The organism is Tardiphaga sp. OK245, assembly GCF_900108575.1.
GTDB lineage: Bacteria > Pseudomonadota > Alphaproteobacteria > Rhizobiales > Xanthobacteraceae > Tardiphaga > Tardiphaga robiniae.
In genome coordinates, this window is sequence record NZ_FNWZ01000004.1 from 220,817 (window position 1) to 235,514 (window position 14,698).

The following is a 14,698-nucleotide window of genomic DNA, read 5'->3' on the forward strand; positions in this document are numbered from 1 at the left end:
TGCGTTAGAGCGTGATCTACTTTCCTCTCCCACAAGGGGAGAGAGGGGAAGAAGAGCCTCTACGCCGCACGCACCTTGGTCAGGAACTCGTCCACCGCCGTTCGCAACATGCCGGACTGGGTGTCGAGCTCCCTGGCATTCGACAACACCTGCGAGGCCGCCGTCCCGGTCGCTTCTGCTGCGCTGCTGACGCCGCCGATATGTTCGCTGATTTCACTGGAGCCCGCCGCGACCGACTGAATGTTGCGCGCGATTTCCCGCGTGGCCTCGCCCTGCTCCTGGACGGCCGTGGAGATGCTGGTGGTGATCTCGCTCATCTGCGCGATCGTGCCGGTAATGGCGCTGATCGACAGCACGGCTTCGCTGGTGGACGCCTGCATCGCGGCAACCTGGGCGGAGATCTCTTCGGTGGCCTTGGCGGTCTGGCTCGCCAACGCCTTCACTTCAGAGGCGACGACCGCAAAGCCGCGGCCGGACTCGCCGGCGCGCGCCGCTTCGATGGTCGCATTCAGCGCGAGCAGGTTGGTCTGGGAGGCGATGCTGTGGATCAACTGAACCACTTCGCCGATCTTCTCCGCGCCGCTGGACAGCAGCTGAACGGTCGCATTGGTGCGCTCCGCGTCGCCGACTGCCTTGCTGGCAATTTGGCTCGACTGCGAGACCTGCCGCAGGACTTCGCTGACCGAAGCCGACAATTCCTCGGCGGCGGCTGCAACCGTGCTGACATTGTCAGACGACCGCTCCGACGCGGCGCCGACCGTCGATGCACGCGAACTGGCATCGCTGGCGGTCGCCGTCATGGATTGCGCGGTGGTCTGCATCCCTGCCGCTGCCGTCGATACCGAGCGAACAATCCCGTTGACGCTGCGTTCGAAATCATCGGCGATGCTCTCCATGGTCGAACGACGCTCGGCAGACGCGCGCGCCTGCGTCTCGGCTTCGATCTTGTCGAGCCCGCGAATCCGGACCGCGTTGTCCTTGAAGACCTGAACGGTCGATGCCATCGCACCGATCTCATCGCCGCGCCCGGTCCCGGGAATGTCGTCTTCGAGCGCGCCATCGGCCAGCGTGCGCATCCGCGCACCGAGCTGACCGAGCGGGCGGCTGATGCTGCGACCGATCATCCAGGCGATGCCGCCCGCGACCGCACCGATAGCAAGGATCGCCAAACCGAGCGCCCAGACGATCGGCTTCAACCTGGCGTCGAGGTCTTCCAGATAGGCTCCGGCGCCCACATACATGTTCCATCCCGGGATCGCAGCGGCATAAGCAACCTTACGCAGCGGCTCCGTCTGGCCAGGTTTGACGTAGTCGTAGAACATCGTGTGCTCGCCCTTGGCAGCAACACTGTCGCGCCACTCGCGACCGATCGCCTTGCCATTGGTCACCACATCGAGACGGTTCTGACCGATCTGCTTGGCATCCGGCGACAACACCGTGACACCATCCATCATGGAGCCGAACAGATAGCCGGCGCCGTTGTCGTAGGTCATCGTATTTGCACGACGACCGAATTCAGCCATCGCGGCTTCCTTGGTGAGCTGGCCGGCGTCGACTTGTTTCTGCAGTCCGATCGCCACGCTGCGCGCGGCATCGACGAAGTGACGAAGCTCCTCGATCCTTGAAGTCATCATTTCGCGCTGAACGAAATATCCCGCGAGAACGCCTGACGCGCACAGCCCGAGCAACATGACACCCACCAGAATACCGAGCTTGGGCGTGATCGTCAGATTACTTATCTTCACAATGAGTTCTCCAAAAAAGGTCGCGGGTGCAAATACCAATTGAGGAGAGAATACCGAACAGACCTTTTTTTGTTCTTTACAAACCAAACCCGCAAATCATCGAGCTTGTGATACTTGATGACGAGCAACGATTGCAGCGCTACAAGATCTCGCTCTCCGCGAGAGAAGAGGAAAGGCTCTACGCTGCGCGAACCTTCGCGAGGAATTCATCCACCGCCTTGCGCAGGATGCTGGACTGGCCGTCCAGCTCCTTCGCATTCGACAGCACCATGCCTGCCGCCTGCCCCGTTGCTTCCGCCGCTGCGCTGACGCCGCCGATATGAGCGCTGACCTCGCTCGAGCCTGCGGCAACCGACTGGATGTTGCGCGCGATCTCCTGTGTGGCCGAGCCCTGCTCTTCCACTGCCGACGAGATCGTCGTGGTGATCTGGCTCATCTGCGCGATCGTACCGGTGATGGCGTTGATCGAGTTGACAGCCTCCTGTGTCGACGCCTGCATCGCCGCAACCTGCGCCGAGATTTCCTCGGTCGCCTTGGCCGTCTGGCTCGCCAGTGCCTTCACTTCCGACGCGACGACCGCAAAGCCACGGCCGGATTCACCGGCGCGTGCCGCTTCGATGGTTGCGTTCAGCGCAAGCAGATTGGTCTGCGAGGCGATGTTGTGGATCAGCTGCACGACCTCGCCAATCTTCTCGGCGCCGCTGGAGAGCTGCTGCACCGTCGCATTGGTGCGCTCCGCATCGCCCACGGCCTTGCTGGCGATATCGCTCGAGGCTGCGACCTGACGCAGCACTTCGCTGACCGATGCCGATAGTTCTTCAGCCGCGGCGGCAACCGTGCTGACATTGTCAGATGAGCGCGCCGATGCCGCTCCGACCGTCGATGCGCGCGAGCTCGCGTCGCTGGCTGTCGCCGTCATCGACTGCGCGGTGCTCTGCATACCAGCCGCGGCGGTGGAGACGGAACGCACGATGCCGTTGACGCTGCGCTCGAAATCATCGGCGAGGCTTTCCATAGCCGCACGGCGTTCGGCAGCAACACGGGCCTGCGATTCCACCTCGATCTTGTCGAGCCCGCGGATACGCACCGCGTTGTCCTTGAACACCTGAACCGTTGCGGCCATGGCGCCGATCTCGTCGCCCCGATCGACGTCGGGGATCGCTTCATCCAGCGCGCCATCGGCGAGACCGCGCATGCGCGCGCCGAGCCGGCGAAGCGGGATGGTGATGCTGCGGCCAATCATCCAGGCAAGCGCGCCGAGAATGACAATGACCGCGAGTGCCGCGATCATCACGGTGCGCGCACTCTCCCAGAGCTGTACCTGTAGGTCGTCGATATAGACGCCGGTGCCGATCACCCAGCCCCAAGGCTCGAAACCAACGACATAAGACAGCTTCGGCTGCGGTGCGTCCTTGCCGGGTTTCGGCCAAAGATAATCGACGAAGCCGGCCTTCTGCTTCTTCACGACATCGGCGAACTCGACAAACAGCCGCTTGCCGTTCGGGTCCTTGTTGCCGGAGAGATCGCTGCCGTTCATCTCGGGCTTGATCGGATGCATCACCATGCGCGGCTGCAGGTCGTTGATCCAGAAGTAATCGCCATTGCCGTAGCGCAGTTTACCGATACGCGCCGCTGCGGTCTTGCGCGCGGCCTCGTCCGACACGCCGCTACGCTGAATCGTCGCGTATTCTTCCTGCGCAATGCCGAGCGCCAGCTCCGTAAGATGGGTCAATTCGCTCTGACGCTGCTGTTTGAGGGAGTCGCCGAGGGTGTTCAGCTGCATCCAGGCCAGCCCGGCGAGGCCAAGAAAGCTCAAGCCAATGATGCTGTACAGGCGAAGGCCGATCGAAATTTTCAAACGATTCATGGGAAGTATCCCTGTAAGGCGCGCTGAAATAAGCGAGTCACCATCGCAGGGTGTAGTTTCGAGTTCGTGAAGTGGTGTGTAGTTCCGTTTTTGCAACCGCGGTTATAGGTTACCTCGAATGCACCAAAAGTCGCGCGACAGGTAGCTGCGCACCACTATGAACTATCATTGTGCAGATTTTAATTTGGTGGTGCAGCGATACGACGCAGCGGCCGAAGCTCAATAGTTCAGGCAAGTCCAGCCTGGTAGCTCCCCGAGCGCAGCTAAGCCGCGCTCGGGGAAGGATTTGACTCAGGCTGCTCTCACCTTGGCGAGGAATTCATCCACGGCGGTGCGCAGCATGCCGGACTGGCTCTCCAGCTCCTTTGCATTCGACAGCACCTGTGACGCCGCGGAGCCGGTGGCCTCGGCTGCGCTGCTGACGCCGCCGATATGATTGCTGATCTCATTCGCGCCGGCCGACACCGACTGAATGTTGCGCGCGATTTCCTGCGTCGCCGTGCCCTGCTGCTCCACCGCCACAAAGATCGTGTTGGTGATCTGGCTCATCTGGGCGATGGTGCCGGTGATGGCGCCGATCGATGCAACGGCCTCGCTGGTCGATGCCTGCATGGCGGCGACCTGCGCCGAAATTTCCTCGGTAGCCTTGGCGGTCTGGCTGGCCAGCGCCTTCACCTCCGACGCAACCACGGCAAAGCCGCGACCGGACTCGCCGGCACGTGCGGCTTCGATGGTCGCGTTCAGCGCCAGCAGATTGGTCTGGGAGGCAATGCTGTGGATCAGCTGTACCACTTCGCCGATTTTCTCAGCGCCGCTCGACAGGATCTGAACAGTCGCATTGGTGCGCTCGGCATCGCCTACCGCCTTGCTGGCGATCTCGCTGGAAGCCGATACCTGACGCAGCACTTCACTGACTGACGCCGACAATTCCTCCGCAGCCGCCGCAACCGTGCTGACATTGTCGGACGAGCGCGTCGAAGCTGCACTGACCGTCGCGGCGCGCGAGCTTGCATCGCTTGCCGTCGCCGTCATCGACTGCGCGGTGCTCTGCATGCCGACTGCGGCGGTGGAAACCGAGCGGACGATACCCGTCACGCTGCGCTCGAAATCCGTGGCCATCGCCTCCATGGCGGCTCGGCGCTCCGCGGCGATACGGCCCTGCGCATCCGCCTCGACCTGTTCCAGCGAGCGGATACGCAGCGCGTTGTCCTTGAACACCTGAACCGTCTTGGCCATCGCACCGACTTCATCGCTACGGCCAACGCCGGGAATTTCCTCATCCAGCGCACCATTGGCGAGCGACTCCATGCGCGATCCCAGCATGCCGAGCGGCTTGGTGATGCTACGGCCGATCAGCCACGCGATCGCACCCGCCACTGCGGCAATGGCCAGCATGGCCAGGCCGAGCGCCCAGATGATCGGTTTCAGATGGGCGTCGAGGTCATCGAGATAGGCGCCGGTGGCAATAAACATGTTCCAGCCGGGAAGCGCCGCGGCATAGCCCATCTTGCGCGACGGGACTTGCTCATTGGGCTTCTGGAATTCGTAGGTCAGAATCTTGGTGCCGTTGGCTGCGACGCCGTCGCGGAATTCACGCGTAATGGCAACGCCACTGACCTTGACGTCGAGCCGGTTGGATCCCGCCTTGAAGCCCGGCAAATGAACCACCTCACCGTCCATCGTGTAGATGAACAGATAGTTGCCGTTGTCATAGGTCATCGGCTCGATGCGGCGTACCAACTCGGCGGTCGCGGCTTCCTTGGTGAGCTTGCCTGCTGCGACATCCTTCTGGATGCTGGCCGCTACGTTGGTCCCGATTTCGACGATCGACTTCAGCTGCTCGGTTCGCGCGGAGAGCATCTCGCTCTTGACCATATAGGCGGCCAGAATGCCCGCGGCGCAGAGGCCAATCATGGTCACGGCCACCAGAACGGCGAGCTTGTACGTAATACGGATATTGGCGAGCTTCACGGCTGTATTCCCCCGGGCGTGCGATTTTCGATCGCTGATTCCTCGGAGTAAAATGTATCGGGGTAGTGTTCCCAAATCCTTACACGTGCGGGGCGGGGGCAAACCTGCCGCGCCGACCTGAATGTGAACATTTTCCGTAAAACGAAAAAATCCCCGCCTTTCGGACGGGGATTTCGGCAATGTCAGTTCGGGTAAGAGACACTCAGAATGTCAGCGCCTTGGCCTGTTTCACCTGCGGCAGCGCCTGCACCTTGCTCAGCACATCGGCCGGCACAACGCCGTCGATCTCCACCAGCGCAATGGCGTCACCGCCCTGCTCGTTGCGGCCGAGATGGAAGGTTGCGATGTTGACCTTGGCATCGCCGAGCAGCGAAGCGAACTTTCCGATGAAGCCCGGCTTGTCCTCGTTGGTGACATAGATCATCGATTTCCCGAATTCGGCATCGACGCGGATACCCTTGATATCAACCAGCCGCGGCTTGCCGTCATGATAGACAGTGCCGGACACCGAGCGTTCCTGCCGTTCGGTGATAACCGTAACGGTGATCAGGCTTTCGTAATCGCTCTGCGCCGCGCGCACCACTTCATCGACCACCATGCCGCGCTCCTTGGCAACGGCCGGCGCGGAGACGACGTTGACGTCGCCGAGCATCGGCCGCAGCAACCCGCTCAATGCAGCAGACGTCAGGGCCTTGATCTTCATTTCGGCGACCGCGCCTTCATAGGTGATCTGCACCTTGGCAATACCGGTCTCGGTGAGCTGGCCCGCAAACGAGCCGAGCTTCTCGGCGAGTTCGATGAACGGCTTCAGTTTCGGCGCTTCTTCCGCGGTGATCGACGGGAAGTTGACCGCGTTGGAGATCGCGCCCGACAGCAGATAATCCGACATCTGCTCGGCGACTTGCAGCGCGACATTCTCCTGCGCTTCGGTGGTCGATGCACCCAGATGCGGCGTGCAGATCACATTGGGATGGCCGAACAGCACGTTCTTGGTGGCCGGCTCCTCGACGAACACGTCGAAGGCAGCGCCGGCGACATGCTTGCTATTCAGCGCATCGACCAGCGCCTGCTCGTCGACCAGACCGCCGCGGGCGCAGTTGATAATGCGCACGCCGGGCTTCATCTTGGCGATGGCAGCGGCATCGATGATGTTCTTCGTCTTCTCGGTGAGCGGCGTGTGCAACGTGATGAAGTCGGCACGCTTGAGGAGGTCGTCGAGTTCGACCTTCTCGACGCCGATATCCTTGGCGCGCTCCGGCGACAGGAACGGATCGAAGGCGATGACCTTCATGCGCAGGCCAAGCGCGCGGTCAGCCGCGATGGCGCCGATATTGCCGCAGCCGATCACGCCCAGCGTCTTGCCGGTGATCTCGACGCCCATGAAGCGGTTCTTCTCCCACTTGCCGGCCTGCGTCGACGCATCGGCCTGCGGGATCTCGCGGGCGAGCGACAGCATCAAAGTGATCGCATGTTCGGCGGTGGTGATCGAATTGCCGAACGGCGTGTTCATCACGATGATGCCCTTGGCGGTCGCCGCGGGAATTTCGACATTGTCGACGCCGATGCCGGCGCGGCCGATCACCTTCAGGCGCGTCGCCTTTTCGAGGATCTTCGCGGTCGCCTTGGTGGCCGAGCGGATGGCGAGGCCGTCATAGTTGCCGATGATCTCGGCGAGCTTGTCCTTGTCCTTGCCGAGGTTCGGCTGGAAGTCGACGTCGATGCCGCGATCCCGAAAGATCTGCACGGCAGCGGGAGAGAGAGCGTCGGAAATGAGAACTTTGGGGGCGGTCATGATGAGGCTCCTTCACCCTCCCCTTGAGGGGGAGGGTCGGCGCGAAGCGCCGGGGTGGGGTGAAGCAACGGGCTGATCATTGAATGAGAGGACGGGGAGAGGATGTCACCCCACCCCGCCGAATCCTGACGACGCTGCGCGTCGCCAGTCCTCGTCGACCCTCCCCCTCCAGGGGAGGGTAAGAAGCCGCCTTACGCCGCTTTAGCGAGCGAAGCCTTGGTTTCGGCGAAGGCCCAGTCGATCCACTGCGTGAGGATTTGGACGTCCTTGGCTTCGACCGTGGCACCGCACCAGATGCGCAGACCAGCCGGCGCATCGCGATAATGCGCGAAGTCGAAACCGGCATTCTCCTTCTCGACGGCTGCGACCAGCTTCTTGGCGAAGTCAGCCTGCGCGTCCGGCGAGAGCGCGGTGATCGCGGGATCGATCACCTTCATGCACACCGATGTGTTGGAGCGGATCGCGGGATCGGCCGCGAGGAAGTCGATCCACGGCGTCTTCGCTTTCCAGTCGGCGAGCGCCTTGGTGTTAGCGTCCGCACGCGCGATCAGCGCCTTGAGACCTCCGACCGACTTGGCCCAGCCGAGCGCATCGAGATAGTCCTCGACGCACAGCATCGACGGCGTGTTGATGGTCTCACCGACGAAGATGCCTTCGTTGAGCTTGCCGCCCTTGGTCATGCGGAAGATCTTCGGCAGCGGCCATGGCGGCGTGTAGCTCTCCAGACGCGCCACGGCGCGCGGCGACAGCACGAGCATGCCATGTGCGGCTTCGCCGCCGAGCGCCTTCTGCCAGGAGAAGGTGACGACATCGAGCTTCGCCCAGTCGAGCGGCTGCGCGAAAGCGGCCGAGGTCGCGTCGCAAATGGTCAGGCCTTCGCGGTCAGCCTTGATCCAATCGGCATTCGGCACGCGCACGCCGGAGGTCGTGCCGTTCCAGGTAAAGACGATGTCCGAATTCGGATCGGCCTTCGACAGGTCGGGAAGCTCGCCATAGCCGGCATGCAGCTTGGTGACGTCCTTGAGCTTCAGCTCCTTGACGATGTCGGAGACCCAGCCCTCACCGAAGGATTCCCAGGCGATGGTGGTGACGGGACGCGGCCCGAGCAGCGACCACAGCGCCATCTCAACGGCGCCCGTATCCGATGCCGGCACGATACCGATGCGGTAATCGGCGGGCACTTCAAGCACTTCACGCGTCAGATCGATCGCGAGTTTGAGCTTGTTCTTGCCGATCTTCGCACGGTGCGAACGGCCAAGGGCTGCGTCGGTGAGTTTTTCGGGGGTCCAGCCGGGGCGCTTGGCGCAGGGGCCGGAGGAGAAATGCGGCACGTTAGGCCGCGAAGCGGGCTTCGCTGCAGTCATATTCTATCCTTCCAGATAGCTAGCCTCCCGTTGGGGGGAGGTGTCCCGCTGGCGTGGATATGGGAACCGACCCGGAGCGTCAAGCGACTTCCGGGCTATCACGCGTCATTGATCTTGGGTGACATCGCCCGCCGGGTCGTGATCCTTCACAGACGATGCACCCGCAGGCATCGCGAGGTCACCGGACGATGCAGCGTCATCGGGTACCAGGGGCACGTCGTTCAGCAATTCCGACGCATAGACCACGAGCTGCGCGGCACGGCGGCGGCTGCCGACTTTCATGACGCTTTGATCGTCGACTTTCACGACATAGTCGCTGCCGACCTTCTCAATCGAATAATTGCTCATGAGTCCTTCCAACATCCCCGCGTATATGGATACGTCGCTCGTCCCCGCACGTTCCGAAACAAATCCCATCAGCGCTTCGCTGGTTTACGGGTCATTAACCGGAACACCGACACCCACAGCCGCATGATACCGGCCCTCTTCGTCATTTCCCGCTGACGGAACGAACATGCGCGGTCAACGAAAAGGGCAGCGATGACCATCGCTGCCCTTGCGTTTGAGGTTGCGGCTTACTCGCTCTCACGAGTGAAACGCCTATCGTCCGACCTTTCCGGGAAAGCCCGGCGCATTCGGATTATCCCCAGGTAAACCGCTCGGCGACGCGCCGGTGCCGATCCGTCCCGGCGTCGTCGTGTTCGGCGCGCCCGGCTGACTCGTGCCGCCGCCCATGCCTGTCGTCGAATGCGTTGAAGGAGGCGACGAAGCGCCGGGGCTCGGCATCTGTGTCACCGGAGCGCCCGTGACACCGTCCGTGCCGGCGCCTTGGGCCGAGGCGAATCCGGTCGAGGCCAGAAGCGAGGCGACGACGATAGCGGAAAAGCCAAATCGGGATTGCATGGGCAGCTCCATCGTTGATGACGATGGGCAACCACCGGTCCTGTTCGACGTTCCCGACCGCACGTCATGGTGATCGCGCGTGGCCTAGAAGCGGAACGTCATGCCCACATGACTGTCAGCGAAACCGAGCCGTTTGTAGAAGCGCTGGGCATCGACCCGGGTCTGATGCGTCAGCAGCTCGACGAGTTTGCATCCCCTCGCCTGTGCCTCGCCAATGGCCCATCGCACCAGTTGTTCGCCGATGCCCTGGCTGCGCAGCGTCGTCGACACACGAACATCCTCGATAAGCGCACGCGAAGCGCCCTGCGAGCTCAAGCCCGGCAGGATGCAGAGCTGCAGGCATCCGACCACGCTGCCATCGCCGCCTTCGGCAACCATCAACTGGATATTCGGATCATGCGCGAGTTTATCGAAGGCCTCGTAATAAGATTGCGGCAGCGGATCCTCGATACGCTCGCGGCCACGGCCGAGCGCATCATCGGCCAACATCGCCACGATTGCAGCGACGTCCTGGCGCTGCGCCGGCCGCAGTACGACCTTCGTGCTCATACGAGGCCCAATGCCTTCTCGCTGTCGGCGATCCAGCGCCTGATCGACGCGTAACCGTCGAGATGGAAGCCCCCCTCATGGGCGACGCGCGTATAGGCCAGCAACGACGCGTCGGCCAGCGAGACGTGATCTCCGACAAGGAAACGCGATGTCGTCAGGTGATGCTCCATGCGCACCAGCGCGAAATAGCCGCGCTTCAGCTTTTCGGGATCGAGATCCGAAATCGCCTTGCCGAGATAGACGATCTGATAGCGGCACACCGCGATATAGGGCTCATGGCTGTATTGCTCCCAGAACAGCCATTCGTCCATCTTGGCGGCATCATAGGCATCGGTCGGGATCAGATCACTGCCACGGGCGAGATAGCGGATGATGGCATTGGACTGCGCGAGAGGACGGCCGTCATCGAGCACAACGGTCGGCACCTGACCGGCGCCGTTGAGCGCCAGAAACTCCGGCGTCCGGCTCTCGCCCTTGCTGGTGTCGATATCAATCCACGTATAGGGAAGCTTGAGGTGATCGCTCACCCACTTCACCTTCAGGCAATTGCCGGAATTCAGATCGCCGTAGATTTTCATGATGACTGCCCCGCCGCGATGGACGGGCTAAAAGCATCACCTGCATCGAGACATGTCAACAGCGAGACGTCCCGTAACGCGGAGGCCGCGCCGCGACGTGTCAGATCAGAACCGATAGCCTACACCGGCGCGTACGGTGTTGATGGTGGTATCAACCGCGGATGTGAAGCGGATGTATTCCCACTCACCGCGCAGGAACAGACCGCCGACGAGATTGACGTCAACGCCGAGGCCTGCAGTGTATCCATAGATCAGGCGGCTATATTGCCCGCTGGTCGCGGACAACGGCTGCCTTGGCCCGAGCAGACTTGGCGGGGTGGTCGAGGCCGGCCCCGCGGTAACGTCCCCGTCGATCCTGACTGATCGGACCGTATCAGCCTGACCGAGCGCAACGCCGCCGAACATATAGGGCATGAAGCCGCCCCAGACGTAACCTGCACGCGCACGGAATGTGCCTATATCAGTGATGTTGATCGAACTTGTCGCCGACGACGTGACGGAATGATAGTCACCATCCGACAGCGGCTGAGAGCTTATGCGGGACATCGACCCCGTCGATGAACCGCCGAATTTGCCGTGCAGATAACTCATTTCAAGGCCGATGACGACGTCATCCCACTGCGAATTGTAACCCGCAAAGCCACCATAACCGTGGCCATGCGACGACTGTTTCGAGAAGCTGAGCGGCCATTGCGACACGCCCATCTCGCTTTCGACCAGAGTATTGGCGAGCAGGGCCGCCGTCATGTTCGAGTTGGAGCCCGTGAACTTCTCGTCGGAAGTGCCGTATCCGGCCTGCCCACCGACATAGAAGCCTTCCCATGTCGGGCGGTCGCGGCTCAGTCCCTCAGGGAACGAACCGCGCAGCGCCGGGAACTCCGGCATGTCGGCAGCTTGAGCGGTTTGCACTGCGCCCAGCAGCGCTGCAGCGATCAGAAGTCTACGCATCACGACAATTCCTCAACTCACCGAACTGTCCCGATCATCCGCTGTTAACCTTAATCATTGGTTGCGATGATACTACCCGTGCAAAACAAAACGGCGCGGGAAGCTCCCGCGCCGTTAAGATGTCTTAAGATAGTTGAGGCGATCCGCTTAGCTTTAGCCCTTGCGGATCAACGGCGGCGGCGCATAGGCCGGCGGGCTGTCGAGGTTCCAGCGCACGCCGAGCTTCAGGTCATGCGAGGTGATGTCCTTGAACTGCATCGCCACGCCGCGGGTGAAGCCGTCATAAGTCGAGACCGGCCCGGTCTGGCCATCGCCGAGATTCATGTAGCTGTAGCCGAGTTCGACGGTCATAGCCGGATTGACCTTGTAAGCCAGGCCCGTGTGCAGGGCCCATGCGAAGTTCCACTTCGATGCTGCCGGCGCGCTGGCATAGCTCGGGAACGGGCCGCCGATGAAGGGCACGCCGCCGGCGGAACCGACATTGATCGCACCGTTATCCGTGTAGTTCCCGATATTGACGCGAGCCATACCGACGCCGGCGCCGACGAACGGGGTCACGCACCACCAGGTGCCGAGATCGACGTAACCATTGGCCATCACCACCCATTCGGACTTGGTGGCGTTGTAGTTGTTCACGCCGGTACCAACGAGGCCGCTCGACGGGAACGTCACGTGATCGGTGCCCTTGAAATTCGAATTGCCGCGATACTGGCCGGTGATGTCACCGCGGAACCAGTTGTTGAACTGATAACCGACGCCGAGCTGGAAGATGCCAGCCGTATCGAAGGCAGTGGTCTGCTGAAGCGAGAGCAGATTGGCGTTGCGACCATCACCCATCTCGATGTTCTTGACGCGCTGGTTGCTGAAACCGATATCGCCGCGCAGGTACCAACCGCCGAAGTCTTCAACCGGCGGCGGCGCATACATCTGAGGCGGTGGAGCAATGGGCATGTCGGCAGCGAGAACGGCGGTCGACATCAGGGAAGCCGCGCCCGCGGCCAGAATGAATTTAACGCTACGCATTGGCTTCGTCCTTTTGGGCCAAAGAGGCAACTAATGGAGGCCTCACACTCGGAAACTCACAAACGGACGATGACACCAACTCCTTAAGCGGCGCTTAACCCTAACTTTTAAGGTTGATATTTGGTGACGAAAATGCGCGCAAATTCCATCACGCCACTGCGTCGCCACAGTTACTAACAATGTCTTGCTATCAAACCGCGCTGCAATGCGCCGCGGCATCGCCAGGTGTTAACGAGGACTTACCTGCCCGGAGATTTCGGCTCTGACCGGATCAGAACCGAGGCTCCGGCTTTTTGTTGAGACGCGTTTCCTTGATGCGAACCGGTGCCCACTTCGCTCGAAAGCGCTCCAACGCGAACTATCAAAATGCAAAAGAGCCGCCTCACCCGATAAATATTCGGGCAAGACGGCTCTTCATGTCAGCTCGGCAGTCATCGCGCTGGCGCCTTGGCCAGAGCGAACGAACAGGAATCTTACGCCGCGGCTGCGTGGCCCAGCGCGTCAACGATGGAATCCACCACTTCCTCGACCATCACGCGGTCATCGCCCTCTCCCATCACGCGGATGACTGGCTCCGTGCCCGACGGGCGGATCAGGAGGCGACCATGACCATTGAGGCGCTGTTCGCCGGCAGCGATGGTGGATTTCACTTCCGCATCATCGAGCGGCTTGCCGCTGCGATAACGCACATTCTTCAGAATCTGCGGCAACGGATCGAACAGGTGGCAGACTTCCGACACCGGCCGACCGAGCTTGGTCACCACGGCCAGCACCTGCAGCGCAGCTACGAAACCGTCGCCTGTCGTCGCATGGTCCGACATGATGATATGGCCCGATGGTTCGCCGCCGACATTGTAGCCATGCTGCAGCATCTGCTCGAGCACATAGCGATCACCCACTGCCGTGCGGATGAGATCGATGCCCTGCCCCTTCAGGAAGCGCTCCAGACCGAGATTTGACATCACGGTGGAGACAATGCCTGGCTTAGCAAGCCGCCCGTCTTCCTTCCAGCTCTGCGCGATAACGGCGAGCAACTGATCGCCATCAACCAGATGGCCACGCTCGTCGACCATGATCAGCCGATCAGCGTCGCCATCCAGCGCAATGCCGATATCGGCGCGCATCTCGCGCACCTTGCGGCTCAGCGCTTCCGGTGCAGTCGATCCGCATTCCTTGTTGATGTTGAAACCGTCCGGCTCGACGCCGATGGAGATGACGTCCGCGCCGAGTTCCCAGAGCGCCTCCGGCGCCACCTTGTAGGCGGCGCCATGGGCGCAATCGATGACGACGCGCAAACCATCGAGGCTGAGATTTCGCGGCAGCGTGCGTTTGGCAAATTCGATGTAACGATCATGCACCCCGTCGATGCGGCGCGCCCGACCGAGGCTGGCGCTCTGCGACAGTCTCTTGTCGAGATTCTCGTCGAGCAATTCCTCGATCTGCTTCTCGACATCGTCCGACAGCTTGTAGCCGAGCGGTCCGAACAGCTTGATGCCGTTGTCCTCGAACAGATTGTGCGATGCGGAAATCATCACGCCGAGATCGGCGCGCATCGACTTGGTCAGCATCGCCACGGCGGGCGTCGGCATCGGCCCGACCAGCAGCACATCCATGCCGACCGACGTGAAGCCTGCCACCATCGCATTTTCGATCATGTAGCCGGACAACCGGGTGTCCTTGCCGATCACGACACGATGACGGTGTTCGCCGCGCTGAAACACAAGACCTGCGGCCTGCCCAACCTTCAGTGCCAGTTCCGGCGTGATCAGACCATTGGCGCGGCCGCGAATGCCGTCTGTCCCGAAATATTTACGGCTCATGGTAACCCCCAATGCCCTCGCGCTTCGCGCGAGGGCTCAAAACCCTGTCTCAGGCGACTGACCCATTGGCAGCGCCATATATGTGACGGACTTATAAGGCTCGGGCCCCTAAAATCGCTTCAAAAAATATGATGAATC

12 protein-coding genes are annotated in these 14,698 nt (G+C 61.6%); all 12 read right to left on the reverse strand.

Annotated features, from left to right (window positions below; genetic code table 11):
* Window positions 1-59: 59 nt before the first annotated feature.
* On the reverse strand, window positions 60-1,745 hold the full coding sequence (locus tag BLW80_RS19630) for a methyl-accepting chemotaxis protein (protein WP_093759290.1): 1,686 nt from the start codon (window positions 1,743-1,745) through the stop codon (window positions 60-62).
* A gap of 178 nt (window positions 1,746-1,923) precedes the next feature.
* Complete coding sequence (locus tag BLW80_RS19635; protein ID WP_093759291.1) at window positions 1,924-3,612, reverse strand: cache domain-containing protein; 1,689 nt, start codon at window positions 3,610-3,612, stop codon at window positions 1,924-1,926.
* Between the two features lie 291 nt (window positions 3,613-3,903).
* Window positions 3,904-5,583, reverse strand: a complete 1,680-nt coding sequence (locus BLW80_RS19640) for a methyl-accepting chemotaxis protein (RefSeq protein WP_093759292.1) — start codon at window positions 5,581-5,583, stop codon at window positions 3,904-3,906.
* A gap of 202 nt (window positions 5,584-5,785) precedes the next feature.
* Window positions 5,786-7,375: a phosphoglycerate dehydrogenase gene (gene serA, locus BLW80_RS19645; protein ID WP_089261694.1), complete on the reverse strand. Its 1,590-nt coding sequence runs from the start codon at window positions 7,373-7,375 to the stop codon at window positions 5,786-5,788.
* A gap of 191 nt (window positions 7,376-7,566) precedes the next feature.
* Window positions 7,567-8,739, reverse strand: a complete 1,173-nt coding sequence (locus BLW80_RS19650) for a phosphoserine transaminase (protein ID WP_093759293.1) — start codon at window positions 8,737-8,739, stop codon at window positions 7,567-7,569.
* 105 nt (window positions 8,740-8,844) lie between these two features.
* Window positions 8,845-9,087 (reverse strand): hypothetical protein, encoded by a 243-nt coding sequence (locus BLW80_RS19655; RefSeq protein ID WP_093759294.1) that lies wholly within the window; start codon window positions 9,085-9,087, stop codon window positions 8,845-8,847.
* Window positions 9,088-9,339: 252 nt separating this feature from the next.
* The gene (locus tag BLW80_RS19660) at window positions 9,340-9,642 is read right to left on the reverse strand and encodes a hypothetical protein (RefSeq protein ID WP_093759975.1); all 303 of its coding nucleotides are present in this window, start codon (window positions 9,640-9,642) and stop codon (window positions 9,340-9,342) included.
* An 84-nt stretch (window positions 9,643-9,726) separates the two neighbouring features.
* The gene (locus BLW80_RS19665) at window positions 9,727-10,191 is read right to left on the reverse strand and encodes a GNAT family N-acetyltransferase (protein ID WP_093759295.1); all 465 of its coding nucleotides are present in this window, start codon (window positions 10,189-10,191) and stop codon (window positions 9,727-9,729) included.
* Window positions 10,188-10,769, reverse strand: a complete 582-nt coding sequence (locus BLW80_RS19670; RefSeq protein WP_093759296.1) for a glutathione S-transferase family protein — start codon at window positions 10,767-10,769, stop codon at window positions 10,188-10,190. Before BLW80_RS19670 ends, BLW80_RS19665 begins: the two co-directional genes overlap by 4 nt.
* A 105-nt stretch (window positions 10,770-10,874) precedes the next feature.
* Window positions 10,875-11,717 carry an outer membrane protein gene (locus tag BLW80_RS19675; RefSeq protein WP_093759297.1) on the reverse strand — a complete coding sequence of 281 codons (843 nt, stop codon included), beginning with the start codon at window positions 11,715-11,717 and terminating at the stop codon, window positions 10,875-10,877.
* Between the two features lie 153 nt (window positions 11,718-11,870).
* A complete protein-coding gene (locus BLW80_RS19680; protein ID WP_068731233.1) occupies window positions 11,871-12,740 on the reverse strand; it encodes an outer membrane protein in 870 nt (289 codons plus the stop codon).
* A gap of 473 nt (window positions 12,741-13,213) precedes the next feature.
* Window positions 13,214-14,560, reverse strand: a complete 1,347-nt coding sequence (gene glmM / locus BLW80_RS19685) for a phosphoglucosamine mutase (protein WP_089261706.1) — start codon at window positions 14,558-14,560, stop codon at window positions 13,214-13,216.
* Between the last annotated feature and the right edge of the window lie 138 nt (window positions 14,561-14,698).